The sequence below is a fragment of the Streptomyces sp. NPDC030296 genome (assembly GCF_055572815.1).
In genome coordinates, this window is record NZ_JBVICQ010000005.1 from 438,096 (window position 1) to 464,471 (window position 26,376).

The following is a 26,376-nucleotide window of genomic DNA, read 5'->3' on the forward strand; positions in this document are numbered from 1 at the left end:
GTCCACGCGGGGCGTCGGCATCGCGTCAGCGGGTGCCGTTCGCGGCGAACTTCTCGATCCCGGCGATGTTCCTCTTGGTCACGAAGGCGGGGCCGGTGAGCACCGGTTCCACACCGCCGCCGCTGATGTTGCCGTTGGTGTGGTAGAGCCAGAGCCCGTCGACCGCGAGGTAGCCCTGGAGGTACGGCTGCTGGTCCACGGCGAACTGCACGGCGCCGCTCCTGACGGCCTTCACCAGGTCCGCGTTGAGGTCGAAGGTGGCGACCTCGGCCCGGTCTCCCGCGTCCTTGACGGACTCGACGGCGGCGAGCGCGTACTGCGCCCCGAGGGTCACGACCTCGTCGATGGAGGGGTCCTGGCGGAGCTTCGCGGCGATCACACCGGTCACCTGGTCCATGTCGGCGCCGTCGACGTAGAGGTTCTCGGTCTGTCCGCCGAAGGTCTTGCGGACGCCGGCGCAGCGGGCCTCCAGGGCGACGTTGCCGCGTTCGTGGATGACGCAGACGGCGTGCCGGGCGTCGCGGGCGTCCAGTTCCTTGCCGAGCGCCCGTCCGGCGACGGACTCGTCCTGGCCGTAGAAGCCCAGCAGGCCCTGTGGCCGCCAGGCGTCGATACCGGAGTTGAGGGCGACGACGGGTATGCCGGCCGCGCGGGCCTCGGCGACCGCGCCACGCATGGCCCCGGGTTTGGCGAGGGTCACCGCGATGCCGTCGACCTTGTCGGCTATCGCGTTCCGCACCAGCTTCGCCTGGCCCGCGGCGTCGGGGTCGCTGACGAACGTCAGGTCGATGCCGTCCTTGGCCGCCGCGGCCTCCGCTCCCTTGCGCACCCGGTCCCAGAAGGCGTCCCCTTCCGCGCCGTGGGCGATGAGGGCGACCTTCATCCCGCTTCCGCCCGGCCCGCCCGACGCTCCGTCACCCGCGTCGGAGTCGGCTCCCGTGAGGACGGAGCAGCCGGCGACGGTGAGACAGACGGCGGCGGCGAGGGCCACGGCGCGGAACAGGAGGGAGGAACGGCGGGCGGCGGGGGCTGGGTTCATGAGGGTGTGGCACCTCGCTGTGCGACCAAGGCGGGACGTCGGGGGAGGCGAAAACACCGCGATACCGCGCTGACGTGCGGCGACTGGCTGACTTTCGCTGGGCGGAGCCAATCGCGTGTGACGCCCGGTAGTCAAGTGACCAACGAAATCGATGTACTGCTGTGACAGGTCGGACGCCACCGGCGCACACGTGTCACCCACCGGGAATCTTCCATATCCGGCACCGCTCGGTTCCGGCCAACTTCCCCGTCCTGGTCAGGGCCTTTCGGATGGCCGGAACCCCGCCCGGCAGGGCGGCAACCTCTTCCCGCGCGACGCAAGGTCCTCACCGAGGAGTGACGGCGCCGTACGCAACGTCCTCGCAACCTGACGGGGCGTTGACTGCGGCCATGGATGTGGTCCCGCGTGTAGAGCTGACCCCCGCCGCCGCCGACCTGCTCCGGCGGCTGCGGGCGGCCCACGGCCCGCTGATGTTCCACCAGTCGGGCGGCTGCTGCGACGGCAGCGCCCCCATGTGCTACCCGGACGGCGAGTTCCGTACGGGCGACTCGGACGTCCTCCTCGCGGAACTGCGGGTCGACGGGGTCGACGAGGCGGTGGGCTTCTGGATGTCCCGCGGCCAGTACGAAGTGTGGCGCCACACCCGGCTCATCGTCGACGTCGTCCCCGGCCGGGGTAGCGGCTTCTCCCTGGAGGCACCCGAAGGAGTGCGTTTCCTGATCCGTTCCCGCGTCGTCGGCCCGGAGCCGCCGCCCGGCCGGTAGTCGTCTGGTGCACTTCCCCGGGGCCCTGGGACGGTTGACGAGACATCAGGGGGCACCGTGACACGTCGTGGCGGACGGTTCAGAGCGGTACTGACGGTTGTCGCGGCGTGGAGCGTGCTCTCCGGCGCCGGCCTCGTGGGAGCGGCGTCCGCCACCGGCACGCCCCGCACCGCCGACCTCGCGCCGGGCGTCGCGTACACGGAGTTCGACGTGACGGGCGCGCAGGGTGTGGCGCACGCCCATGTGCTGAGCGTCGATCTGCGGAATCGCCGGGTGGGCGTCGGCCTGCTCTATCCGGGCGCCGTGGCCGCCCGGCAGACCGTGTCCCAGATGGCGACCGCCGCGGGCGCCGTGGCCGGGGTGAACGGCGACTTCTTCAACATCACCGAGGCCCAGCACCCGGGTGTCACGGCCACGGGCGCCTCCGTGGGCCCGGCGATCGCCGACGGGCACGCCCTCAAGGCCGCCGTACCGGACGGACAGCGCTTCGGCCCTGCCCTGCCGCCCGGCACCAGCACCAAGGACGTGCTCGGCGTCACGTCCGACGGCGTGGCACGCCTCGACAGCATCGCCCTCGACGGTTCCGTCACCACCGCCGAGGGCGTCCTCCCGCTGGGCGGTCTCAACCAGTACGCCCTGCCGGTCGGTTCCGTCGGCGCGTTCACCTCCGACTGGGGCACCGTCTCCCGGAAACGGGCCGTGTGCGGCACCGACACCGACCGGGCGGCACCGTGCAGCACCGACGTCCACGAGGTGCTGGTCGCAGGCGGCCGGGTGGTCTCCGTCGCGCCCACGCCCGGCAGCGGTGCCGTCGCGCCCGGCGCCACGGTCCTCGTCGGCCGTGAGGCGGGCGCCCAGTGGCTGCGCGAGCTCTCCCCCGGCGACCCGGTCCAGGTACGGCACCGCCTGGTGGCGGCGACGGCCCGCACCGCCTACGAGTTCGCGCTCGGCGGCTACCCGGTCCTGCGGTCGGGCCGTCCGCTGCCGGGCCTCGACGACACGGTCTCGGCGGTGCGCACGGCGGCCGGTGTCGCCGAGGACGGCCACCGGCTGCTGCTGCTCGCCCTGGACGGCGCCCCCGCCCACCGGTCCGGCCTCACCGTCGCCGAGGTCGCGGAGGTGATGCGGGGACTGGGCTCGGACGACGCGTTCAGCCTGGACGGCGGCGGCTCCTCCACCCTGGTCGCCCGTGTCGCCGGCGAGAGCGCCGTGACCGTGCGGAACCACCCCAGCGCCGGCGAGGAACGACCCGTGCCGAACGGGATCGGGGTGTTCACCAGGCCGTGACGGTGGAGCGACGGGCGGGGTGCCGGCTCAGGGTTTGAGGCTGCTGACGATGTCCGCCGTGGCCGTGAGGCCGTTGTGGATGGTCGGCGCCAGGCTCGTGCTCGCCATGGAGAACCCGAGCAGCACACAGACGGCGGCGTGCGAGACCTTCAGCGCGCCGTTGCGCATGAAGACCACCGCCAGGATCACGAGCAGCAGCACCACAGAGATGGAAATGGCCATCGTCAACCTCCTCCGCCACGCCCACTTCGCGGCATTCGGCCGCAAGTGTGGCGTAGCGGAGGGTTGGTCCGTGCGGCTGACGTGTCCGCCGAACGTGTGGTGTCGCTAGCTCAACCGGTGGGCGTCGAGGAAGGCTTCGAGACCCGCGAGGTCGTCGGTGTTGAGGTGGTCCACGCCCGCGGCGAGGAGTTCGCCCCAGACCGCGTCCCGGTCCGGACCCGCGAGGTCGGGCGTGGCCCAGAACCGGACCCGCTGTCCACGCCCGTGCGCCGTGGAGACGATGGCACGCAGCTTGGCCCGCTCGGCCGCCGGGAACGAACCGGCGCCCCGCCAGGTGAAGTTCAGCGACCAGTTGTCGGAGATCAGCGGGATGAGGGAGGCGGGCGCGGGTGTCGCGCTCACCAGGTCGGCGAGCCGCCCGTCGTAGAAGGCGTGCCGCACGGTCTGCGCCTCCATGGGGACGCGGGCGGCCCGGTCCCCGGAGATCACGGCCGTCACCGGTCCGGGGCGCACCCGGCCGTGCGCGTACGTCGAGAAGACAGGGCCGTAGCGGCGCAGCTGCCGGTCGAGTTCGAGGTAGGTCGCGGCGCCCTCGGTCTTGATGTCGATGAGGAGTTGCAGCGGCCCGCGATGTCCCCGGTACACGGAGCCGTGGTGGGCGCGGACCCGGGCGGCGAGCGGCGCCAGGTAGAGGGATCCCAGGGTGCGGGCGGGGTCGAGGTCCTCGGGGTCGTGGGCGACGAGGAGTCGGCCGTCGACGAGGAAGATGTCGGCCTCGACGCTGCCGAAGCGGTGGTCGAGGGCGTCGAGGAGGGGGCGCGGGTGCTCGTAGTCGTTGTGCGCGTGGGCCCGCCACAGCGGTCGGGGGCGGTGCCCGCGGTCCTCCGCTGCCAGGGCCTCGGCGACGGGCAGGGCGAACGGGCCGGCGAGGGCGGCGCCGAGGGTGGTGAGGGCTCTGCGGCGGGTGGTGAGGGCCATGCTCTGCCTCCCCTGGGGTGGCGTACGGGACCCCAGCGAGTATGGGGTCCCGTCCCGCGCAACGCGCCTGCGTGGGGCAGGAGTTGGCCGGACCGCCGCCGTGCGTTCACCCCGTCCAGGCGGGGCACGCGGAAAAGCCCGCCCCAGGTGGGACGGGCTCTCCGCATGCTTCCGCATGCTGCCGCGTGCTTCCGCGTGCTGCCGTGGCGCCTTCCGTCGATGGCTGACGCCGGCCGAGGGTGGCCGGCGGTGGCTCAGGGTGCCCGCAGGTCGACCAGTTCGGCCAGTGCCTCCCGGTGGGCGCCCGCGGTGCCGTACGCGATCGCGTCGGCCTTGGCCCGCTTGAGGTACAGGTGGACCGGGTGCTCCCAGGTCATGCCGATGCCGCCGTGGAGTTGCAGTGCCTCCTCGGCCGCGTGCACGGCCACGGGCGCGGCGAACGCCTGGGCGACGGCGACCGCCACGTCGATGTCGTCGCCGCCGGTGGCGAGCGCGTCGGCCGCGTTGCGGGCGGCTGCCCGCAGGTTGACGACCTCCAGCCACAGCTGCGCCAGCCGGTGCTTGAGCGCCTGGAAGCCGCCGACGGGCCGGTTGAACTGCTTGCGTTCCTTGAGATAGCGGACCGTCTCGGTCAGAGACCAGTCGGCGAGCCCGAGCTGCTCGGAGGCGAGCAGCCCGGCCCCGGCGCGCAGGGCCCGGCGCACGGCGGGTTCGGCGTCGCCGAGGAGGCGGCCGGGCGCCCCGTCGAGGGTGACCGTCGCCAGGGGCCGGGTCAGGTCCAGGGACGGCTGCGGGGTGACGGTCGCGGCGGGGGCGTCGACCGCGTACAGCCCGCCGTCGTCGGCGGGGACGAGCAGCACATCGGCGACGGCCGCGTCCGCGATGCCGGTCAGCTCGCCGTGCAGGGCGCCGCCCTCGAACCGTACGACCTTGTAGGCGCCGCCGGCGGGGACGTTCAGCGCGACGGCGAGGGCGCCGATCCTGCGGCCGGAGGCCAGCTCGGCGAGCAGGTCGTCGTCGGCGCAGGCCAGCAGGGCCTCGGTGGCGACGACGGCGCTCGTCAGGTACGGCAGGGGGGCGACGGCACGCCCCAGCTCCTCCAGGACGACGGCGGCCTCGCGGTGGGTGGCGCCCTGGCCGCCCCGGTCCTCGGGCACGAGGAGTCCGGCGAGGCCCATGCCCTCGGCGAGCGCCTTCCAGGCCGCCGGGTCGTGCGGGGCGTCCGTCTCCACTCGGGCGATGACTCCGGGCGCGTCGCAGTGGTCGGCGAGCAGCTCACGGACGGCCGCGCGGAGGGCCTCTTCCTCCTCCGAGTACAGAAGGTCGGTCATCGGGCGAGGTCCTTCCAGGCGACGTCCTTGTCGGTGCGCGGCTCAGGGGGCAGGCCCAGGACGCGTTCGGCGACGATGTTCAGCAGGACCTCGGTGGTCCCGCCCTCGATGCTGTTGCCCTTGGAGCGGAGGTAGCGGTAGCCGGCGTCGCGGCCGACGAAGTCGACCAGCTCGGGGCGGCGCATGGTCCAGTCGTCGTACAGCAGGCCCTCCTCGCCGCGGAGTTCGACCTCCAGGCCGCTGATCTCCTGGTTGAGGCGGGCGAAGGCGAGCTTCATGCCGGCGCCCTCGGGGCCGGGCTGTCCGGCGACGAGCTGCTGGCGCAGCCGCTCGGCGGTGAGGCGGGCGGCCTCGGCCTCGACCCACAGCTTGAGCAGCCGCTGGTGGAGGTCGTGGGTGCGCAGCTCGGGCCGTTCGCGCCAGGTCCTGGAGACGGGGCCGATCATGCCGCCCTCGCGGGGCAGCCGCATACCGCCGATGGCGACGCGTTCGTTGTTGAGGGTGGTCTGGGCGACCTTCCAGCCGTCGCCGACGTCGCCGAGGCGGCGGGAGTCGGGGATGCGGACGTCGGTGATGAAGACCTCGTTGAACTCGGCCTCGCCGGTGATCTGCCGCAGCGGCCGGACCTCGATGCCGGGGTCGGTCATGTCGCAGAGGAAGTAGGTGATGCCCCGGTGCTTGGGCACGTCCGGGTCGGTGCGGGCGATGAGGATGGCCCAGCGGGCGACATGGGCGCTGGACGTCCACACCTTCTGCCCGTTGACCACCCAGTCTCCCCCGTCCTCGCGGACGGCGCGGGTGCCGAGCGCGGCGAGGTCGGATCCGGCGCCGGGCTCGCTGAACAGCTGGCACCAGACCTCCTCCCCGGTCCACAGGGGCCGCAGAAAGCGCCGCTTCTGCTCCTCGGTGCCGTAGGCGAGGATCGTCGGCGCGGCCATGCCGAGGCCGATGCCGATCCGCCGCGGGTCGTTGTCGGGGGCGCCCTCCGCCGCCAGGTCCGCGTCCACGACGGCCTGGAGGGAGCGGGGGGCGCCGAGGCCGCCGAGGCCCTCCGGGTAGTGCACCCAGGCGAGCCCGGCGTCGAAGCGGGCGCGCAGGAAGTCCAGGCGGTCGGTGGTGGCGGGCGGGTGCGCGGCCAACAACTCGGCGGTGCGGCGCCTCAGTTCGGCTGCGTCGGTCATGCGGCGGCTCCGTTCTCCGGTGCGGGCACCACGACGACCCGACCGGTGGTGACACCGTCCGCGACGCGCTGGACGGCGGACGCGGCCCCGTCGAGCGGCACCCGCTCGCTCACCAGGGGCTTGACGACGCCACGCGCCGCCAGTTCGGTGAGCTGTTCGTGGCAGTGCTGGACCAGCTTCGGGTTCCTGGTGTTGTACAGGCCCCAGTGCAGGCCGAGGATCGAGTAGTTCTTGACGAGGGCGTGGTTGAGGCCGGGGCTCGGGATGGTCCCACTGGCGAAGCCGACGACCACGATCCGGCCCTCGAAGGCGACGACCTTGGTCGACTGCGTGTAGGCCTCGCCGCCCACGGGGTCGTAGATCACGTCTGCGCCCCGCCCTCCGGTGGCGTCCTTGACGGCGGAGACGACGTCCTCGCTCCGCCGGTCCACCACCACGTCGCAGCCCAGCTCCCGGGCGACGGCGGCCTTGTCGGCGCCGCCGACGACCCCGATGACCGTGGCGCCGGCCGCCTTCCCGAGCTGCACGGCCGCGCTGCCGACCCCTCCTGCGGCAGCGTGGACGAGCAGCGTCTCCCCCGCTTCGAGGCGGGCCCGGCGGTGGAGGCCGAACCAGCCCGTCTGGTAGCCGATGTGCAGGGCGGCGGCCTCCGCGTCGTCCAGCGCGTCGGGCGCCGGCAGCAGGGCAGCGGCGTCCGCCACGGCGTACTCGGCCAAGCCGCCGTACGGCAGCGCCGGGGTGGCGATGACCCGGCGGCCGTCCTCGGTCTCGCCGCAGATCTCCACGCCTGGCGTGAACGGCAGCGGCGGGCGGACCTGGTAGTGGCCCCGGGCCATCAGGACGTCCGGGAAGTTGATGTTCGCGGCGCGCACCTTCAGCAGGACCTGGCCGTCGCCGGGCGTGGGCCGCTCCACGTCCTGGAGCCGCATCACCTCGCTCGGCTCGCCGTTCTCGTGCACTTGCCATGCCTGCATGCGGTGCCTCCACGGGACAGCTTCGTCGGACCGGGGTCGACTGACATCCGCATACTAAGCGGTCGCTTGCCCTCCGGGGAACAGTCGGCGGACAGTAGCGTGCGTCACGGGCGGGCGGGCTTGGCCCGGACGTGCATCCGCTCCCCCTGCGGCCCGAACAGGCTGAGGAACTCCGCCGGCGCTTCGCCCGCCGCCCCGAACCAGTGCGGCACCCGGGTGTCGAACTCGGCGGCCTCCCCCGCGGTCAGCACCACATCGTGCTCGCCGAGCACCACGCGGAGCTTCCCGGAGAGCACGTACAGCCACTCGTACCCCTCGTGGGTGCGCGGCTCGGGGACCTGCTGCCCCTCCGGCTCGACGCGCACCTTGAAGGCCTGGAGGCCGCCCGGCTGGCGGGTGAGCGGCCAGTACGTGCGCCCGTGCCGCACGATGGGCTTGGACCGGACCCGCGGATCTCCGACGGGCGGCTCCCCGATCAGCTCGTCCAGCGGGACCTGGTGGGCCCGCGCGATCGGGAGCAGCAGCTCCAGGCTGGGCTTGCGCAGCCCCGACTCCAGGCGGGAGAGGGTGCTCACGGAGATCCCGGTCGCCTCGGACAGGCCCGCGAGCGTCACCTCCCGGTCCTTCCGCAGGGCCCGCAGCCTCGGCCCGACCCCGGCGAGCACCTCGTCCGTGCCGCTCGCCCCGTCACTCTTCTCGCTCATGCGGCCATTGCAGTTTCGGCAAAGAGGTTTGTCAATACGGCAGCGCTCGGGCGACCTTTTCCTTGGAGGTGGTCACCATGACCCAGCAGTACGAAGTGATCGTGATCGGCGGCGGCGCGGCAGGACTGTCCGCGGCCCTGGTCCTCGGCCGAGCCCGCCGCCGGACCCTGGTCGTCGACGCCGGGGAGCCCCGCAACGCGCCCGCCGCCCACATGCAGGGCTACCTCTCGCGGGACGGCATGCCGCCGCAGGAGCTCCTCGCCGTGGGCCGCGAGGAGATCGCCCGGTACGGCGTCGACCTCGTCCGGGGCCGGGCGGTCGACGTCACCCGCGACGAGGACGCGGACGACGCCGCTTTCGCGGTCACCCTGGCCGACGGCCGGACCTTCCACGCCCGGCGCCTGGTCGTCGCCACCGGCCTCCAGGACGAGCTGCCGCCGGTCCCCGGCCTCGCCGAGCGCTTCGGACGGGACGTCCTGCACTGCCCGTACTGCCACGGCTGGGAGGTGCGGGACCAGGCCTTCGGCGTGCTCGCCACCACCCCCATGAGCGTGCACCAGGCCCTGATGGTGTCCCAGTGGTCCAAGGACGTCACCCTGTTCCTGCACACCGTCCCCGAGACCGACCTCTCCGACGACGACCTCCGCCGGCTCGCCGCGGCCGGTGTCCAGGTCGTCCCCGGCGAGGTGGCGGCCGTGCTGACCGAGGCCGACCGCCTCACCGGCGTCCGCCTCGCCGACGGCACCACCCACCCCCGCCAAGTCCTCTTCGCCGCCCCCCGACCCCTCCCCCAGACCGCCCTCCTCGAACACCTGGGCGCTGACCTCCACGAGACCCCCTTCGGCGCCTACCCCGTGGTGGACGCGACCGGCCGGACCTCGATCCCCGGCATCTGGGCAGCGGGCAACGCCCTGGCCTTCTCCGAACAGGTCATCAACGCAGCCTCCTCCGGTTACCGAGCAGGAGCCACGATCAACGGAGACCTCCTGATGACAGATCTGGACAGGCACCGACCGGCGTGAAGGAGGGGCGCGGGGAACTGCGCGAACGATCGGCCCGAAGGGCCATCGAGGGGAGCGGGGAACTGCGCGACCAGCCCCCACACACCGCGCCCACCGCCGCACCCCCGCACCCCCACCCAATAGGCGCCCGACCGGACTCCGTAGGACCATGGCTGCATGCTGTTCGCCCAGCTAGCCCACCTGTCCCACCAGGTAGCCGCCACCTCGGCCCGCTCCCGCAAGACCGCTCTGCTCGCCGAGCTGTTCCGGGAGGCGGACGCCGAAGACGTGCCGATCGTCATCCCGTACCTCGCGGGACGTCTCCCCCAGGGCCGGCTCGGCATCGGCTGGAAGGTCCTCGACCAGGACATCGCCCCCGCCGTCGAGCCCACCCTGGCCGTACGCGACGTCGACGCCCGTCTCACGGAGATCGGCGGTGTCACGGGCACCGGCTCGCAGGCGGAACGCCGGCGTCTCCTGGGCGAGTTGCTCGCCCGGGCCACCGACGTCGAGCAGCGCTATCTGTTCGGGCTGCTCACGGGCGAGGTCCGGCAGGGCGCGCTGGACGCGGTGGCCGTCGAGGGCCTGGCCTCGGCGACGGGCGCGCCCCCCGCCGACGTCCGCCGGGCGGTGATGCTCGCCGGCTCGCTCCAGACGGTGGCGCAGGCGCTGCTCGCGGACGGCCCACCGGCCCTGGAGCGTTTCCGGCTCACGGTGGGGCGGCCCGTCCTGCCGATGCTGGCGCACAGCGCCTCCTCGGTCGCGGAGGCCGTGCAGAAGCTGGGCGCCTGCGCGGTCGAGGAGAAGCTGGACGGCATCCGCGTCCAGGTCCACCGTGACGGCCCCGACGTACGCCTGTACACGCGGACCCTCGACGACATCACCGACCGCCTCCCCGAACTGACGGCGGCGGCGCTGGAGTTGCGGGACGAGCGGTTCATCCTCGACGGGGAGGTGATCGCGTTCGACGAGACGGGACGGCCGCGTTCCTTCCAGGAGACCGCCGGGCGGGTCGGCTCACGGCTGGACGTGGCGACGGCGGCCGAGCAGGTGCCGGTGTCGCCGGTCTTCTTCGACGTGCTCTCCATGGACGGCCGGGACCTCCTCGACCTGCCGTTCACCGAACGCCACGCCGAGCTGGCCCGGCTCGTCCCGGAGCCGATGCGGGTCCGGCGCACCCTCGTGCACGGCCCCGACGACCTCGCCGAGGCGGAGCGCTTCCTCGCGGACACGCTCGCGCGGGGCCACGAAGGGGTCGTGCTGAAGGCCCTGGACGCCGCCTACAGCGCGGGCCGCCGGGGCGCCTCCTGGCTGAAGGTGAAGCCCGTGCACACCCTCGACCTGGTGGTGCTGGCCGCGGAGTGGGGCCACGGGCGGCGCACCGGCAAGCTCTCCAACCTCCACCTCGGCGCCCGTACCGCCGACGGGGGCTTCGCGATGCTCGGCAAGACCTTCAAGGGCATGACCGACGCGATGCTGACCTGGCAGACCGAGCGGCTGCGGGAGTTGGTCGTCGAGGAGAAACGCTGGGGTGTGACCGTCCGTCCCGAACTCGTCGTCGAGATCGCCTACGACGGCCTCCAGCGCTCGACCCGCTATCCGGCCGGTGTCACCCTCCGTTTCGCGCGCGTGATCCGCTATCGGGAGGACAAGACCCCCGCCGAAGCCGATACGGTCGAGACCCTGCTCGCCGCACACCCGGAGGTCACCCGGTGACGACACCCAGGCGCAGTGCCGGTCTGCTGCTGTACCGCCGCACCGAGCACGGCGTCGAGGTGCTGCTGGGGCACATGGGCGGCCCGTACTTCGAGCGGAAGGACGCGGGCGCGTGGACGGTGCCCAAGGGCGAGTACGAGGCCGACGAGCCCGCCTGGGAGGCGGCGCGCCGCGAGTTCCGTGAGGAGCTGGGGCTGGAGCCGCCCGACGGGGAGGCCGTACCCCTCGGCGAGGTGCGGCAGACCAACGGCAAGATCGTCACGGCGTGGGCGATCGAGGCCGACCTGGACCCGTCGACGGTGGTGCCGGGGACCTTCCGGATGGAGTGGCCGCCCCGGTCGGGGCGGATCCAGGAGTTTCCCGAACTGGACCGGGTGGAGTGGTGCGACCTGGAGCGGGCCCGCGCGGTGCTCGTGAAGGCGCAGACCGAGTTTCTCGACCGGCTGGCTGAGCACTCGGGCTGAGCCCGCGTTGCGGCGCGCGTCGCCGCGCGGGAAGGTCGAGGGACAGCCCACGCAGGAGGTCAGGCATGCCCATCGCGACGGTGAATCCGGCGAGCGGCGAGACGCTCAAGACGTACGAGGCCCTGGGTGAGGAGGAGATCGAGCGTCGGCTCGCGACGGCCGACCGCACGTTCCGCAGCTACCGGACGACGTCGTTCGCGGAACGCGCCCGGCTGCTGCGCCGGGCCGCCGACCTCCTGGAGGAGGACGCGGAGGACGTCGCCCGCGTCATGACGACCGAGATGGGCAAGCCGGTCAAGCAGGCCCGCGCCGAGGTCGCCAAGTGCGCGAAGGCGATGCGCTGGTACGCCGAGCACGCGGAGGTCCTGCTCACCGACGTGGAGCCCTCCGACGCGGACGTGAAGGACTCCGGCGCCTCCCGCGTCCTGGTCCGCTACCGCCCGCTCGGCCCGGTCCTCGCGGTGATGCCGTGGAACTTCCCGCTGTGGCAGGTGATCCGCTTCGCCGCGCCCGCCCTGATGGCCGGCAACGTGGGCCTGCTCAAGCACGCCTCGAACGTCCCGCAGACCGCCCTCTACCTGGAGGACCTGTTCCGCCGGGCGGGCTTCCCCGAGGGCTGCTTCCAGACCCTGCTCATCGGGTCCGGCGCCGTCGAGGGCGTCCTGCGCGACCCTCGGGTCCGGGCCGCCACCCTCACGGGCAGCGAGCCCGCGGGCCGGTCCGTGGCCTCCGTCGGCGGTGACGAGATCAAGAAGACGGTGCTGGAGCTGGGCGGCAGCGACCCGTACATCGTGATGCCGTCCGCTGACGTCGACCGCGCGGCGAGCACCGCGGTGACGGCGCGCGCGCAGAACACCGGTCAGTCCTGTATCGCCGCCAAGCGGTTCATCGTGCACGAAGACGTGTACGACGCCTTCGCCGAGCGTTTCGTCGAGGGCATGAGGGCGCTGAAGGTCGGCGACCCGCTGGACGAGGACACCGACGTCGGGCCGCTCTCCAGCGAACAGGGCCGCGAGGACCTGGAGGGCCTGGTCGACGAGGCCGTGGAGAGCGGTGCCACGGTGCTGTGCGGCGCGGAGCGCCCGGACGGGCCCGGCTGGTTCTACCCGCCGACCGTCCTCGCCGACATCACCCCCGAGATGCGCGTCCACCGCGAGGAGACCTTCGGTCCTGTCGCCACCCTGTACCGGGTCGCCGACCTCGACGAAGCGATCGCAATCGCCAACGACACGCCGTTCGGGCTCAGCTCGAACGTGTGGACACAGGACCCGGCCGAGGTCGACCGCTTCGTACGGGACCTCGACGCGGGAGGCGTCTTCGTCAACGGAATGACCGCCTCACACCCGGCATTCCCGTTCGGCGGGGTCAAGCGGTCGGGCTACGGACGTGAGCTGTCCGGACACGGAATCCGGGAGTTCTGCAACATCACCACCGTGTGGCACGGGGCGTGAGCCTTCCGCGGTTACCATCCCCGTTGTGAACCGCGAAGTGACTCTGCCTCTGATCGTCGACGACCGCGGGACCCTCCAGGTGGCCGCCGCCGATGTCAGCAAGCTGCTGCGAACGCTGGGCGGACGGTGGCTGCACCTGGTGGAGGCGGGCGCGGACGACCTGGACGAGGACACGGTGGCCGCGCTGACGATCGAGCTGGCGAAGCTGGCCGACCGTATCGACGTGGCGTGCATCGCGCACAGCAGTGGGGCCGTCTCCGGCTGAGCCGCCCCCTCCCGCCTCCTCTCACAGGCGGGCGAGTGTGCTCCAGAACATGGATTCATACCTCTGCAGCAGTCGGCCGTGGCGCTGGGCCAGCCTCTCGTCGAGCCGGCCCGCCTCCCATCCCTCCTCCACGGCCGTCCGTGCGCTCTTGTCCAGGTCGGGGGACGGCTCGGCGAAGAAGTCGAAGAACGCGCACGCGTCGTCGGTGAGGTCGTAGTGGTCACGCAGGGCGCGCGCGATCGTGGCGCAGTAGCCGCCCCAGGAGGCGAAGTTGGCGGTCAGGGCGAGGACCGCGTCGGCCGGCGCGGCCTCCAGCGCCAGGCGGGCGACGTACGACGGGTAGGCCTGGCAGCCCGGCAGCGGTTCATGGGCGGCGGCCCGTTCCTCGTCCACGCCGCAAGCCCGCGCGAACACCGTCAGATGGCCGGCCGCGACGGCCTCGCCGTCCGCGAGCAGCCGGAAGAAGGCGGCGCTCGCGGGGGCCTCGGTCGCCGCCCGCTGGGCCAGACGGGCGAAGGAGCGGTGGTCGGAGGCGATCACCAGGTGCTGTTCCAGGGCCAGTACGGCGAGGGTGGCGCGGTCGGCCGTCCCGGCCGCGATGAGCGGCAGCAGGGGGTTGTCGTCGGGGTCGGGGGCCAGTTTCGCGGTGAGGGTGTCCAGCAGGTGCCCTGCCGTGCGCGTCATGGCGTACTCCCGTCGGTTCCGGCGGCGGCGCTGTGCCTCCTCGACCATGGCACGACCGCCCGGTCCGGAGTAGGGGGCGGTGGTCCGTCCGGTTCGCCGGTCCGGAGTAGTCCGGCGCGAGATCGCCGGGCCGACGGGTGATCGTGGGTACTCCACCCCCTCACCGCGTGCCCCGGCCGAAGGCCCCTTCCGGACAGCGAAAGCAGGCGTTCCCATGCGTGGCGACACATGACGACGAGCGAAGAGACCCTGGGCGCCCCGCCGGTACGGCACTGGCCCGTCCTGAGGCTGACCGGGGTCGACTTCGACCCCGTGCTGGCCGAGCTGATGCGGGAGGGCCCGATCAACCGGATCCAGCTGCCCAACGGCGAGGGCTGGGCATGGCTGCTGACCCGCCACGACGACGTACGTCTGGTGACGGACGACCCCCGGTTCAGCCGGGCGGAGGTGGCCGGCCGTCAGGTCACCCGGTGGGCGCCGCACTTCGCCCCGCGGCCCGGCGCGATGGCCTTGGCCGACACGCCGGACCACGCCCGGCTGCGCCGCGCGCTCGCCCCCGCCTTCGACGCCCCGGGCATCGCCCGGCTGCGGGCGACGGCGCGGCGGAAGCTGGAGGCGACGGTGGACGCGATGCTGCGCGACGGCCCGCCCGCGGACCTCGTCGCGCGGGTGCTGGAGCCGTTCGCGGTCACCGTGATCAGTGACCTGATGGGCGTCCCCGAGACGGACCGCGAGGAGATGCGGGTACGGACCCGGCGGATCCTGTCCCTGACGGACGGCGTCGAGGCCGGTGAACGGGCCGAGCGGGACATGACGGCGTACTTCGCGAAGGCCGTCGCCGAGCACCGGGACTCCGGCGGGGACGACGTCGTCTCCCTGCTCGGCGCGGCCGTGGCCCGGGGGGACATCACCGAGGAGGAGGCACCGGCGCTGGCCGGTTCCCTGCAGATCGGCGGTGAGGCCCTCACCCACAACACGGGCCGGATGTGCTTCGTGCTGCTGAGCCGCCCCGACCTGCTCGCACGGCTGCGCGAGGAGCCCGGGCTGCGGCCGCGCGCCGTCGAGGAACTGCTGCGGTACGTCCCGCACCGCAACGCCGTCGGCCTGTCCCGGATCGCCCTGGAGGACGTGGTCCTCCACGGTGTCCGCATCCGGGCCGGCGAGCCGGTCTATGTGTCGTACCTGGCCGCCAACCGTGACCCGGAGGTCTTCCCCGACCCCGAGCGCATCGACTTCGACCGCGACCCGAACCCCCATCTGGCCTTCGGGCACGGCGCCCATGCGTGCGTGGGCGCCGGCCTGGCCCGGCTGGAGGCCGAACTGGTCGTGGACGCGCTCCTCGACCGGGTGCCGAGTCTGCGGCCGGCGGTGCCGCCCGCCGAGGTCCGCTGGCGGCGCGACGCCCTGATCCGCGGCCCGGAGGCCCTCCCGGTCACCTGGTGACCGTCACCCCGGGGGGCGCGGCGCGTCCCACGACGGTCCCGGAGTGCTATCGGATGGACATCCCCGAGACGGTGCGGGCGATCACCAGCCGCTGGATCTCGCTCGTCCCCTCGAAGATCGTGTAGATGGCCGCGTCCCGGTGCATGCGCTCCACCGGGTACTCCCGGGTGTAGCCGTTGCCGCCGAGGATCTGCAGGGCCTGCGCCGTCACCTTCTTCGCCGTCTCGCTGGCGAACAGCTTCGACTGCGACCCCTCGGCGGCGGTGAACGGCTTGCCGTTGATCGCCATCCAGGAGGCCCGCCACACCAGCAGCCGGGCCGCGTCCACGGACGTCCGCATGTCCGCCAGCTGGAACGCGACGCCCTGGTTGTCGATGATCGGCCGCCCGAACTGCTCGCGGGTCTTGGCGTACTCCAGAGCGACCTCGTAGGCGGCGCGGGCGGTGCCCACGGCCATGGCCCCGACGGCGGGCCGGCTCGCCTCGAACGTGGCCATCGCCGCGTTCTTCACCCGCTCGCCGCCGGCCTTGGCCCGCTCGCGGGCCCGCGCCAGGCGCTCGTCGAGCTTCTCCTTGCCGCCGAGGAGGCAGGAGCCGGGGACGCGCACGTCCTCCAGGACGACCTCGGCGGTGTGGGAGGCACGGATGCCGTGCTTCTTGAACTTCTGGCCCTGGGACAGGCCGGGCGTGTTCGGCGGGACGATGAAGGACGCGTGGCCCTTGGAGCCGAGTTCGGCGTCGACCACGGCCACCACGACGTGGACGTTGGCGATGCCGCCGTTGGTCGCCCAGGTCTTCGTGCCGTTGAGGACCCACTCGTCCTTGGCCTCGTCGTAGACCGCGCGGGTGCGCATGGAGGCGACGTCGGAGCCGGCGTCGGGCTCGGAGGAGCAGAACGCGGCCACCTTGACGTCGTTGACGTCGCCGTACATCTGGGGGATCCAGGTGCCGATCTGCTCCTCGGTGCCGTTGGCGAGGACGCCCACCGCGGCGAGGCCGGTGCCGACGATGGACAGCGCGATGCCGGCGTCACCCCAGAACAGCTCCTCCATGGCCATCGGGATGCCGAGGCCGGTGGGGTCGAAGTACTGCTGGGCGTAGAAGTCGAGGGAGTAGATGCCGACCTTGGCTGCCTCCTGGATGACCGGCCAGGGCGTCTCCTCGCGCTCGTCCCACTCGGCGGCCGCGGGCCGGATCACATCGGCGGCGAATCCGTGCAGCCAGTCGCGGACCTCTCGCTGTTCCTCGTTGAGTTCCATCGTGAACTCGGCCATGACGCCTCCAGCACTGCACTAAGATGTTACCTGCGGTAACGCGAGTCTGTTACCGGTCGGTAGGAAAAGTCAACTCCCGGGTCGCCCTCGGTAGCCCGTTCGATCGCGACGTGTCCGTCAGTGCTACTTTGCGCAGGCGTCACCGAAATCTGTACTGGGGGAGAGACATGGACACCACGCAGTCGACCGACCAGGAACGGTCCGCCGACCGCCGTCGGCGCGAGCTGCTGGAGGCCGCGGACCGTGTGGTGCTCCGCGACGGCCCCGGGGCGTCGATGAACGCCATCGCCGCCGAGGCGGGCATCACCAAGCCCATCCTTTACCGCCACTTCGGCGACAAGGGCGGACTCTACGCCGCGCTCGCCCAGCGTCACACCGATGCCCTCCTGGACTCCCTGCGGGCCGCCCTGGACGCCCCGGCGGAGCGCCGGGAACGCGTCGAGGCGACCCTCGACACCTATCTCGCGGCCATCGAGGCCCGCCCCCAGGTGTACCGCTTCCTGATGCATCCCGCCGAGGGCGGCCAGCCCGGGGGCGACCAGGGCTTCGACGTCGGCAAGCTCTCCGCGCCCCTGCTGCGGCGCATGGGCGAGGAACTGGGCAAGGTCATAGAGGACCGCCTCGACCTCGGCCCCGACAGCCGCCGGCTCGCACGGATCTGGGGCCACGGCATCGTGGGCATGATGCACGCCGCGGGCGACTGGTGGCTCGGCGAACGCCCCTGCAGCAGGGCCGAGTTGGTCCGCAGCATGGCCGACCTCCTGTGGGGCCGCCTGGCGGCCGCGGGCGACAAGGTGGGCGGCCCGGGCTTCTGACCCCGGCCGCGCCGGAAAGGGCGCGGTGCGCCGCGCGACCAGCGACGGCGTACCCGCGCCCGCCGGCATGTCAGCCGCCCCACGGCGCCTTCGCGATCTTCCGCCGCACCCGGGAGCGGCGCCATCCCGACAGGTGGTCCACGTACACCCGGCCGTCGAGGTGATCGCACTCGTGCTGGAGGCACCGCGCGAAGAACCCGGTCCCCGGCACCCGTACGCGGTCCCCGTCGACCGTGTACCCCTCCACCACGGCCTCGTCGTACCGTTCTACCCCGGCCTCCAGCCCGGGCAGCGACAGACAGCCCTCCGGCCCGCGCAGCAGGATCCCGTCCGCCGACACCAGCCGCGGGTTCACCACATGGCCGAGATGGCGCTCGTCCTCGTCGTCCGGGCAGTCGTACACGAACACCCTCAGCGCCCGGCCCACCTGGTTCGCGGCCAGACCCACGCCCCGCGCCGCGTACATCGTCGCGAACATGTCCTCCACGAGCCGCTCCAGTTCGGGACCGAACTCCGTGACTTCTTCACCAGGGGCGTGCAGGACGGGGTCCCCGAGCAGTGTCATGGGGAGAACGCGCCCTCGGGCGCCGGGAATCGAGCCGCTTCGCATGGGCGCAAGAGTACGTTCGGACCCGATATCGCCGGTCCCGCCGGTGCCGGCGGCCCGGCGAGATTCGGGCGCGTGAGTGGATCTCGATAGGCTTTGGTCCACACGTTGCCGGGACTGGGCGCGGCGCTGTACGCAAGGAGGATCGAGAACTGATGGCAGGCAACTCGGACCCGCTGACGCCGCGGGCCAAGCTGGCCGTGACGGCGGGCAAGGCGGTCGCGGCGGCATCGCGTGCCGCGGGACGCGGTAGCGGATCGGTGATCGGCGGCCGGGTGGCCCTCAAACTCGACCCCGATCTGCTCGCACGACTGGCGCAGAACCTGGACGTCGTGCTGGTCTCCGCCACCAACGGCAAGACGACCACGACCCGGCTGATTGCGGAGGCGCTGCGCGCCGCGGGCCCCGTCGTGTCGAACGCGCTGGGCGCGAACATGCCCGCGGGCATCACGTCGGCGCTCGCCGGCAACTCCGACGCCAAGTTCGGCGTCATCGAGGTCGACGAGAAGTACCTCGCCGGTGTCGCACGGGACACGGACCCCAAGTGCATCGCGCTGCTCAACCTCTCGCGCGACCAGCTCGACCGGGCCGCCGAGACCCGCATGATGGCGGAGGCCTGGCGCGAGGGCCTGGCCGGCACCAAGTCCGTCGTCGTCGCCAACTGCGACGACCCGCTGGTGGTGTGGGCCGCGTCGTCCTCCCCCAACGTGGTCTGGGTCGCCGTCGGCCAGATGTGGAAGGACGACGCCTGGTCGTGCCCGTCGTGCGGCGGTGTGATGCAGCGCCCGGGCGACGACTGGTTCTGCGGTGAGTGCGGTTTCCGCCGGCCCACGCCGAGCTGGGCGCTCTCCGGCGACCACGTCCTCGACCCGCACGGTTCGGCCTGGCCGATCCACCTGCAGCTGCCGGGCCGCGCCAACAAGGCGAACGCCGCCTCGTCGGCCGCCGTCGCCGCCGTGTTCGGGGTCCCCCCGCAGGTCGCACTGGAACGGATGTACCAGGTGCAGGCCGTCGCCGGACGCTATGACGTGGTGCAGTTCATGCAGCGCGATCTGCGGCTGCTGCTCGCCAAGAACCCGGCGGGCTGGCTGGAGACGTTCTCGCTGATCGACCCGCCGCCGTCGCCGGTGATCCTGTCGGTGAACGCGCGCGGCGCCGACGGCACCGACACCTCCTGGCTGTGGGACGTCGACTACACACGGCTGACCGGCCACCCGATCTTCGTGCTGGGCGACCGGAAGCTCGACCTCGCGGTGCGTCTGGAAGTGGCGAACCAGCACTTCCAGGTGTGCGACAGCCTCGACCAGGCGGTGCAGATGTGCCCGCCGGGCCGGATCGAGGTCATCGCGAACTACACCGCCTTCCAGGACCTGCGCCGCCGCGTCGGCAACTGACCACGACGACTCGAGGGGAACTCATGAGTGACAACAGCCTGCGGGTCGTCTGGGTCTACCCGGACCTGCTCAGCACCTACGGCGACCAGGGCAACGTGCTGGTCGTCGAGCGCCGGGCGCGTCAGCGCGGCCTGGACGTGGCCCGGCTGGACGTGCGCAGCGACCAGCCCATCCCGACCTCCGGCGACATCTACCTGATCGGCGGCGGCGAGGACCGTCCGCAGCGGCTCGCCGCCGAGCGGCTGCGCCGCGACGGGCATCTGTACCAGGCGGTGAACAACGGCGCGATCGTGTTCGCGGTGTGCGCCGGCTACCAGATCCTCGGCCACGAGTTCGTCAACGACCTCGGTCAGCGCGAGCCGGGCCTCGGCCTGCTCGACGTGACCACGGTCCGCGGCGAGGGCGAGCGGTGCGTCGGCGACGTCCTCGCGGACATCGACCCGCGTCTCGGTCTGCCGCAGCTGACCGGGTTCGAGAACCACCAGGGCGTCACCCACCTGGGCCCCACCGCCCGCCCGTTCGCGAACGTGCGGCTCGGCAAGGGCAACGGCACGGGCGACGGCACGGAGGGCGCGTACAACGACACCGTGTTCGGCACCTACATGCACGGTCCGGTGCTCGCCCGGAACCCGCTGATCGCCGATCTGCTGCTGAAGTTGGCGCTCGACGTCAACGCGCTGCCGCCGACCGACGACCGCTGGTTCGAGGCTCTGCGCAACGAGCGGATCGCGGCGGCCACCGAGCCGGCGTAACGCCTGCGCGCGGAGCGGCCGGGACGGCGTCGGCCGAGGTCCGCGCACCTTCGGCGAGGCGGGCCGAGGAGCCTGAGAAACGGTTCCTCAGTGCCCGTACCGAAGCCCGTCTGACACCGCCCCCGCTCAGGTGTGACAGCCCGTCTGACCAGGCGTGCGCTCACCTGTGCGGGGGCGTCCAGCAGGCGGACGCCCGCTACGGTCCGGCCCCCCGGCGCCGGTAGGGTGGCGGGGATTCCGCCGGACAGCGTGGTCCGGATCCTGCCCACGTTGAGAAGGTAATTCGGGCTATGCGCATTGGTGTCCTCACGTCCGGCGGCGACTGCCCCGGGCTGAACGCCGTCATCCGGTCCGTCGTGCACCGCGCCGTCGTCGACCACGGCGACGAGGTCATCGGCTTCCGGGACGGTTGGAAAGGCCTCCTGGAGTGCGACTACCTCAAGCTCGACCTCGACGCGGTGAGCGGCATCCTGGCTCGCGGCGGCACGATCCTCGGTTCCTCCCGCGTCCAGCCCTCGCATCTGCGGGACGGTGTGGAGCGGGCGAAGGGCCATCTCGCGGAGCTCGGCCTCGACGCGATCATCCCGATCGGCGGTGAGGGCACGCTCAAGGCGGCCCGCCTGATGTCGGACAACGGGCTGCCCGTCGTGGGCGTGCCGAAGACCATCGACAACGACATCGCGGTCACCGATGTGACGTTCGGGTTCGACACGGCCGTCGGTGTCGCCACCGAGGCCCTGGACCGGCTGAAGACCACTGCCGAGTCCCACCAGCGTGTGCTGGTCGTGGAGGTCATGGGCCGCCACACCGGCTGGATCGCCCTCCACTCCGGCATGGCGGCCGGCGCGCACGCCATCGTCGTACCGGAACGGCCCTTCGACATCGAGGAGCTGGCCGCGCGGGTCGGCGAGCGCTTCGAGGCGGGCAAGCGCTTCGCGATCGTCGTGGCCGCCGAGGGCGCCAAGCCGAAGGCCGGGTCCATGGACTTCGACGAGGGCGGCAAGGACATCTACGGGCACGAGCGGTTCGCCGGCATCGCCCGGCAGCTCTCCGTCGAGCTGGAGGCCCGGCTCGGCAAGGAGGCGCGGCCGGTCATCCTCGGGCATGTACAGCGGGGCGGTACGCCGACCGCGTACGACCGGGTCCTGGCGACGCGCTTCGGGTGGCACGCGGTGGAGGCCGTGCACCGCGGGGAGTTCGGCAGGATGACCGCGCTGCGGGGGACGGACATCGTGATGGTGCCGCTCGCCGAGGCGGTGGAGACGCTGAAGACCGTTCCGGAGGAGCGGTACGACGAAGCCGAGTGCGTGCTCTGAGTGAGGTGAGCGCTGTACCGCCCCCGGTCGCCGACGCGGCCGGGGGCGGTTCTAGTCTGGTGCCGGACAGACAGCGCTCAACCCCCACGAATCAGGAGCCGGCGGAATGGATCACAGCGGGCACGGCACGGATCTCCTGCCCTTCACTCTGGGGCGGGGGCTCGGGTGGTCGGCGGACCCGTTCTTCCTGGTCGGCTGTCTCGTGGCGCTCGCGCTGTACGCGTGGGGCGTCGTCCGGCTCGTCCGGCGCGGGGACAAGTGGCCGGTGGGGCGGACCGTCGCGTTCGTCGCGGGTGTGCTGATGATCCTGCTGGTGATGTGCACCCGGCTGAACGACTACGGGATGGTCATGTTCAGTGTGCACATGGTGCAGCACATGGTGATCAGCATGCTGGCGCCGATCCTGCTGCTGCTGGGCGCGCCGATCACCCTGGCGCTGCGGGCGCTGCCGACGGCGGGCAAGGGCCGCAAGGGGCCCCGTGAGCTGCTGCTGATGTTCCTGCACAGCTGGTACATGCGGATCGTCACACACCCGGCGTTCACGATCCCGATGTTCATCGCGAGCCTGTACGCGCTGTACTTCACCCCGCTGTTCGACTTTTTGATGGGGTCCCGGCCGGGGCACATCGCGATGATGGTGCACTTCCTCGCCGTGGGCCTGTTCTTCTTCTGGCCGATCATGGGTGTGGACCCGGGCCCGCACCGCCCGGGCTATCTGATGCGGATGCTGGAGCTGTTCGCGGGCATGCCGTTCCACGCGTTCTTCGGCATCGCGCTGATGATGGCGTCCACGCCGATGGTGAGGTCGTACGAGAACCCGCCCGCGTCGCTGGGCATCGACGCGCTCGCCGACCAGAACGCGGCCGGCGGCATCGCGTGGGCGTTCAGCGAGATCCCGTCCGTGCTGGTGCTGCTCGCGCTGCTCTTCCAGTGGTACGGCTCCGAACAGCGCCAGGCGCGGCGCAAGGACCGGGCGGCCGACCGGGACGGCGACAAGGAACTCGAGGCGTACAACGCCTATCTGGCCTCACTCAACGCACGCGGCCGCTGAGCCCTTCTCGTGGTCTCGGGGTCACTCCCCCTTTCCGTGACCCCTATTCTTTTGTTCGACCCCACGACCGCACATTCATATTTTTCTTGACTGAAAGGCTTTTGCCTTCAGTAGCATGATGCGTGAGCCCCGCTTCCGCCCTGCGGGGTGACGGGGGAAACCGCCGGGGGGAGCGGTCATGACAATTCACGCATGCCTGCGAACGTGTTTACGAAATGCCGGGAAATCGGCCGTCCGCAGGATCGCCGTTCTCCTGGTCGGCGTGGTGGTCCTCAGCGGATGCGGTGACTCCGGTCCGGCGCTGCTTCCGGTGCGGGCGGTCGCCGCTGGAGTGGCCTCCCTCGCACCCTTCTTCGACGAGGACGCCGGGCTGGGCCGGGACCAGAAGAACCTCACGTCCCGTGAGCCGCACAGCGGACTCCAGCAGGGGAACGCGCCCGGCCTCTACGGCGGAACGCGGAAGCGCCCGAAGATCTGCGACATCGTCAAACTCGAGCGGTTTCTGACCGATCCCGAAAACCGGAATAAGGCTCAGGTGTGGGCCGACATCGTGGGTGTGAAGGTCGACGGAATCAGCGATTATCTCGACGACCTCACTCCCGTTCTCCTGCGCCACGACACGCTCGTGAAGAACCACGACTACAAGAACGGCGAAGGCGTCCCCTTCGACGCGCTGTTGGAAGCGGGCATCGCCGTATTGGTGGACGAACAGGGGCTGCCGGCCGTGAAGTGCAGCTGCGGAAATCCCCTGCGGGCGTTCGACGACGACCCCGAGCGCATCGACGTGAAGTTCGACGACCGCAACGACCAGTGGGACAGCTACGACGAGTCGTCGACGGTCGTGGTGAAGCCCGCGCCCGAGCAGCTGAAGGAGATCAAGCTCGTCGACGTCGAGGACCCGGGCCAGGGCATCAGCCGGGACGTCGGCACCGCGGGCGAGTCGGACGAATCGTTCGACGCGCGTGAACGGCGGACCGTGCCGCAGGTGGCGGGGAAGTCCTTCGGTGAGGCGAGCGCGGCCCTGGCGGACGACGGGCTCGCGGTGGTCGTGGAGGGGGACGAGATGCCGCCGAGCGACGCTCCCGTGACGGGGTCCAGCCCGGGAGCGGGTGCGAAGCGGGAGTTCGGCGACGCGGTGACACTGACGGTGGACTGGAAGCCGACGGATGTGCCGCCGTCGGACGGCGACACCGGCACCGGCACCGACCCGGGTGCGGCGTCGGGGGGTTCCGCGTCCGACTCGGATTCGGGGGGTACGGACAGCGGGTCCGACTCGGGCTCAGGGGGAACGGACAGCGGGTCCGACTCGGGCTCGGGATCTGGCTCCGGCTCCGGCTCCGGCTCCGGCTCCGGCTCCGGCTCGGGTTCGGGATCCGGTTCAGGGTCGGATTCGGGTTCGGTGGGGTCTTCCGCCGGGGGGATCCCTTCCCCGAGCGGGTCCACGCCCACGCCCGTTCCGACGCCCACGCCCACACCGACACCGACACCGACACCGACACCGACACCTGAGCCGACCACCCCGACCTCGACACCCACAACGTCGAGCGCGGCCCCTCCCCCACCGGAACCCACCCCGACGGAGGAGAGCGACCCGCCCGTCGATCCGACGAGCACTGGTCCCGAGCCGTCCGGCGGCACCCCGTCCGAGGACCCGGGAGGTCCAGGAGCGTCCGGCGGAGACACCGGAGGCCCCGTCGAGGACCCGGCCCAGCACGTATGGATCTGAACCCTGGGGAGTGACCGATGCAGCCTGAAGCACCGGAGTCGGGAGTCGGCCGGGTCATCGCCGACCGCTACCTCTTACTGAACCGCCTGGGCAGCGGCGGCATGGGCCATGTCTGGCTCGCCCACGACGAGCAGCTGGACTGCGAGGTGGCGCTCAAGGAGATCGTGTTCCGCGACCCGGACGAGGAGGAGCATGACCGCGCCACCCGGGTCGCGCGGGCCCGCGCGGAGGCCCGGCACGCCGCCGGGCTGCGCGGCCACCCGCACGTGGTCACCGTGCACGACGTCATCGAACACGACGAGCTGCCGTGGATCGTCATGGAATACGTACCCGGCGCCCTGGACCTGAAGGCGCTCGTCACCCGACGTGGCCCGCTCGCGCCCGCCGAGTGCGCCCGGATAGGGCTCGCCGTCCTGGACGCGCTGACCGCCGGGCACGAGCGCGGCATCATGCACCGGGACGTCAAACCGGCCAACATCCTGCTCGCCCCCGACCGCACCGGATCGCCGTACGCGCGCGTCCTGCTCACCGACTACGGCATCTCCGTGCAGCCAGACACCCAGGAGACGCGGTACACCCGCTCCCACATGCTGGTCGGGACCACCGGGTATCTCGCACCCGAGCGGGCCCAGGGCGGGCCGCCGACCGCCGCGGCCGACCTGTTCTCGCTGGGCTGCACGCTGTACTACGCCGTGGAGGGCTTCGGCCCCTTCGACCGGGACTCCGGGATCGCCGCCCTGACCGCCGTCGTCCTGGAGGAACCGCGTCCGGTGCTGCGCGCGGGCGCCCTGGAGCCGCTGCTGGCCGCGATGCTGGCCAAGGACCCCGTGCACCGGATCACCGCCGCCGACACCGAGGCGGCCCTCGCCTCGATCGTGACCCCGCGGGCCCACCCCCGTACCGATCCGGACCTGGGGTCCCAGCCACAGTGGGCGAGCGGGGCCCTGTACACCGTGGAACCGGAGGTGCTCGCCTCCCGGCACCCGCACGAGACGCCGTGGCCCGCGCCCACCCCGGCGCTGGAGAACCACTCCGCCTGGGCCTCCTCCTCCGACCTCGGCCCCGCCCGCCGCTCCCCCGGCACCCGCACCGACGGGCGGCGCCGTCATCACCGGGCGAAGGCCCTGCTGGCCGGCATGGCGACCACCCTCGGCCTGGCCCTGCTGCTGAGCGGGATCCTTTACGGGCTGGAGAACCTGCCGGACCTCCGCGAACTCGGCGCCACCGGAAGCGGCGCGAGGCCCTACGGAGACGCCATCGGGCTGACACGGGCACTCAGGAGCGGCGACTGCGTCGACGCCGACTGGTCCGGTGTCCCCTTCACGGACCAGCCCCGGCTCACCGTCGTGGACTGCGGTGAGGGCACGGACGGGCAGGTCATGGCCGTGTACGAGGCCGGATCCGCCGAGGACGCCCGCAGCGGCGGCGCCGCCCAGTGCGACCGGCTCACCAAGGAGGCCGACGGCCTGCTCGCCGACACCCGCGGCTACGCGGTGGTGCCGACCGCCGACGGCTTCGACACCGCCGGACAGCGCGTCGCCTGCCTGCTGCTGGGCACCCACGGGCCGGTGCACGGCCCGATCGGGGAGCATCGACCGATGGGCATGGTGTTCACGGACACAGCCACCATGCAGAAGCGGGACTGCCTCGACGAGCTCTCCCTCGACCGCGCCAAGCTGGTCCCGTGCGACGGGCCGCACGACCAGCAGGTGCTCGCGTTCCTCCAGGTGCCTTCCGACCTGAAGCTGAAGGACGCGAGGCGCGAGGGAGCCGACATCTGCCAGAAAGAGGTGCCTCCCAAGGAGTACGGCTACCCCCACGACATCTATGAAGCCGCTGTCTGGGTGGGCGACAGTGGATGGCATTCGGACACACATTTCGTCGTCTGCGCCGCGATGCGCCAGGACAGGCGCACCATGGAGGAGGACGAACCATGAG

The 26,376-nt window shown here is 72.2% G+C and carries 25 protein-coding genes; 15 read left to right on the forward strand and 10 right to left on the reverse strand.

Annotation, left to right across the window (positions count from 1 at the left end):
- Positions 1-25: 25 nt before the first annotated feature.
- Entirely contained in the window at positions 26-1,039 is a 1,014-nt protein-coding gene (locus tag ACZ4Z3_RS17340; protein WP_468501776.1) for a substrate-binding domain-containing protein, read from the reverse strand.
- A 389-nt stretch (positions 1,040-1,428) separates the two neighbouring features.
- On the opposite strand from ACZ4Z3_RS17340, the gene ACZ4Z3_RS17345 reads away from it, so the two are divergent.
- Positions 1,429-1,803 carry a DUF779 domain-containing protein gene (locus tag ACZ4Z3_RS17345; protein ID WP_468501777.1) on the forward strand — a complete coding sequence of 125 codons (375 nt, stop codon included), beginning with the start codon at positions 1,429-1,431 and terminating at the stop codon, positions 1,801-1,803.
- Positions 1,804-1,860: 57 nt separating this feature from the next.
- Entirely contained in the window at positions 1,861-3,090 is a 1,230-nt protein-coding gene (locus ACZ4Z3_RS17350) for a phosphodiester glycosidase family protein (protein WP_468501778.1), read from the forward strand.
- 27 nt (positions 3,091-3,117) lie between these two features.
- Here the strand turns inward: ACZ4Z3_RS17350 and ACZ4Z3_RS17355 are convergent, their stop codons facing one another.
- From ACZ4Z3_RS17355 to ACZ4Z3_RS17380, 6 genes are all read right to left on the reverse strand, one after another.
- On the reverse strand, positions 3,118-3,312 hold the full coding sequence (locus ACZ4Z3_RS17355; RefSeq protein ID WP_468501779.1) for a hypothetical protein: 195 nt from the start codon (positions 3,310-3,312) through the stop codon (positions 3,118-3,120).
- 105 nt (positions 3,313-3,417) lie between these two features.
- Entirely contained in the window at positions 3,418-4,290 is an 873-nt protein-coding gene (locus tag ACZ4Z3_RS17360) for a phosphatidylinositol-specific phospholipase C/glycerophosphodiester phosphodiesterase family protein (RefSeq protein ID WP_468501780.1), read from the reverse strand.
- 254 nt (positions 4,291-4,544) lie between these two features.
- The gene (locus ACZ4Z3_RS17365; protein WP_468501781.1) at positions 4,545-5,621 is read right to left on the reverse strand and encodes an acyl-CoA dehydrogenase family protein; all 1,077 of its coding nucleotides are present in this window, start codon (positions 5,619-5,621) and stop codon (positions 4,545-4,547) included.
- Positions 5,618-6,802, reverse strand: a complete 1,185-nt coding sequence (locus ACZ4Z3_RS17370) for an acyl-CoA dehydrogenase family protein (RefSeq protein ID WP_468501782.1) — start codon at positions 6,800-6,802, stop codon at positions 5,618-5,620. Before ACZ4Z3_RS17370 ends, ACZ4Z3_RS17365 begins: the two co-directional genes overlap by 4 nt.
- Entirely contained in the window at positions 6,799-7,776 is a 978-nt protein-coding gene (locus ACZ4Z3_RS17375) for an NADPH:quinone oxidoreductase family protein (protein WP_468501783.1), read from the reverse strand. The genes ACZ4Z3_RS17370 and ACZ4Z3_RS17375 overlap by 4 nt, the downstream gene beginning before the upstream one ends.
- A 104-nt stretch (positions 7,777-7,880) precedes the next feature.
- The gene (locus ACZ4Z3_RS17380; protein WP_468501784.1) at positions 7,881-8,480 is read right to left on the reverse strand and encodes a helix-turn-helix domain-containing protein; all 600 of its coding nucleotides are present in this window, start codon (positions 8,478-8,480) and stop codon (positions 7,881-7,883) included.
- A gap of 77 nt (positions 8,481-8,557) precedes the next feature.
- Between ACZ4Z3_RS17380 and ACZ4Z3_RS17385 the strand changes: the two genes are divergently transcribed.
- From ACZ4Z3_RS17385 to ACZ4Z3_RS17405, 5 genes are all read left to right on the forward strand, one after another.
- A complete protein-coding gene (locus ACZ4Z3_RS17385) occupies positions 8,558-9,502 on the forward strand; it encodes an NAD(P)/FAD-dependent oxidoreductase (RefSeq protein WP_468501785.1) in 945 nt (314 codons plus the stop codon).
- Between the two features lie 156 nt (positions 9,503-9,658).
- On the forward strand, positions 9,659-11,197 hold the full coding sequence (locus tag ACZ4Z3_RS17390) for an ATP-dependent DNA ligase (RefSeq protein ID WP_468501786.1): 1,539 nt from the start codon (positions 9,659-9,661) through the stop codon (positions 11,195-11,197).
- Positions 11,194-11,661, forward strand: coding sequence for an NUDIX hydrolase (locus tag ACZ4Z3_RS17395; protein WP_468501787.1), 468 nt, complete (start codon positions 11,194-11,196; stop codon positions 11,659-11,661). Before ACZ4Z3_RS17390 ends, ACZ4Z3_RS17395 begins: the two co-directional genes overlap by 4 nt.
- A gap of 65 nt (positions 11,662-11,726) precedes the next feature.
- A complete protein-coding gene (locus ACZ4Z3_RS17400) occupies positions 11,727-13,112 on the forward strand; it encodes an NADP-dependent succinic semialdehyde dehydrogenase (protein ID WP_468501788.1) in 1,386 nt (461 codons plus the stop codon).
- 25 nt (positions 13,113-13,137) lie between these two features.
- The gene (locus ACZ4Z3_RS17405) at positions 13,138-13,377 is read left to right on the forward strand and encodes a DUF6213 family protein (RefSeq protein WP_055715409.1); all 240 of its coding nucleotides are present in this window, start codon (positions 13,138-13,140) and stop codon (positions 13,375-13,377) included.
- A gap of 21 nt (positions 13,378-13,398) precedes the next feature.
- Here the strand turns inward: ACZ4Z3_RS17405 and ACZ4Z3_RS17410 are convergent, their stop codons facing one another.
- A complete protein-coding gene (locus ACZ4Z3_RS17410) occupies positions 13,399-14,061 on the reverse strand; it encodes a thiaminase II/PqqC family protein (protein WP_468501789.1) in 663 nt (220 codons plus the stop codon).
- 228 nt (positions 14,062-14,289) lie between these two features.
- Between ACZ4Z3_RS17410 and ACZ4Z3_RS17415 the strand changes: the two genes are divergently transcribed.
- Entirely contained in the window at positions 14,290-15,504 is a 1,215-nt protein-coding gene (locus ACZ4Z3_RS17415) for a cytochrome P450 (protein WP_468501790.1), read from the forward strand.
- A gap of 46 nt (positions 15,505-15,550) precedes the next feature.
- Here the strand turns inward: ACZ4Z3_RS17415 and ACZ4Z3_RS17420 are convergent, their stop codons facing one another.
- Entirely contained in the window at positions 15,551-16,777 is a 1,227-nt protein-coding gene (locus tag ACZ4Z3_RS17420) for an acyl-CoA dehydrogenase family protein (protein ID WP_466799841.1), read from the reverse strand.
- A 167-nt stretch (positions 16,778-16,944) separates the two neighbouring features.
- Here ACZ4Z3_RS17420 and ACZ4Z3_RS17425 point away from each other — a divergent pair, with 167 nt between their 5' ends.
- Positions 16,945-17,592, forward strand: a complete 648-nt coding sequence (locus ACZ4Z3_RS17425) for a TetR/AcrR family transcriptional regulator (RefSeq protein ID WP_468501791.1) — start codon at positions 16,945-16,947, stop codon at positions 17,590-17,592.
- A gap of 70 nt (positions 17,593-17,662) precedes the next feature.
- On the opposite strand, the gene def is transcribed toward ACZ4Z3_RS17425, so the two are convergent.
- The gene (def, locus tag ACZ4Z3_RS17430) at positions 17,663-18,202 is read right to left on the reverse strand and encodes a peptide deformylase (protein WP_468501792.1); all 540 of its coding nucleotides are present in this window, start codon (positions 18,200-18,202) and stop codon (positions 17,663-17,665) included.
- 152 nt (positions 18,203-18,354) lie between these two features.
- Between def and ACZ4Z3_RS17435 the strand changes: the two genes are divergently transcribed.
- The 6 genes from ACZ4Z3_RS17435 (at position 18,355) to ACZ4Z3_RS17460 (ending at position 26,375) form a co-directional block, all read left to right on the forward strand.
- The gene (locus tag ACZ4Z3_RS17435) at positions 18,355-19,593 is read left to right on the forward strand and encodes a Mur ligase family protein (protein ID WP_055715413.1); all 1,239 of its coding nucleotides are present in this window, start codon (positions 18,355-18,357) and stop codon (positions 19,591-19,593) included.
- Positions 19,594-19,616: 23 nt separating this feature from the next.
- Complete coding sequence (locus tag ACZ4Z3_RS17440; RefSeq protein WP_055522331.1) at positions 19,617-20,345, forward strand: type 1 glutamine amidotransferase; 729 nt, start codon at positions 19,617-19,619, stop codon at positions 20,343-20,345.
- A gap of 290 nt (positions 20,346-20,635) precedes the next feature.
- A complete protein-coding gene (locus tag ACZ4Z3_RS17445) occupies positions 20,636-21,661 on the forward strand; it encodes a 6-phosphofructokinase (RefSeq protein ID WP_055540951.1) in 1,026 nt (341 codons plus the stop codon).
- 106 nt (positions 21,662-21,767) lie between these two features.
- Positions 21,768-22,712, forward strand: a complete 945-nt coding sequence (locus ACZ4Z3_RS17450; RefSeq protein WP_468501793.1) for a cytochrome c oxidase assembly protein — start codon at positions 21,768-21,770, stop codon at positions 22,710-22,712.
- Positions 22,713-22,890: 178 nt separating this feature from the next.
- Positions 22,891-24,438: a DUF6777 domain-containing protein gene (locus ACZ4Z3_RS17455; RefSeq protein WP_468501794.1), complete on the forward strand. Its 1,548-nt coding sequence runs from the start codon at positions 22,891-22,893 to the stop codon at positions 24,436-24,438.
- Positions 24,439-24,455: 17 nt separating this feature from the next.
- On the forward strand, positions 24,456-26,375 hold the full coding sequence (locus ACZ4Z3_RS17460; RefSeq protein ID WP_468501795.1) for a serine/threonine-protein kinase: 1,920 nt from the start codon (positions 24,456-24,458) through the stop codon (positions 26,373-26,375).
- Position 26,376: the final 1 nt, after the last annotated feature.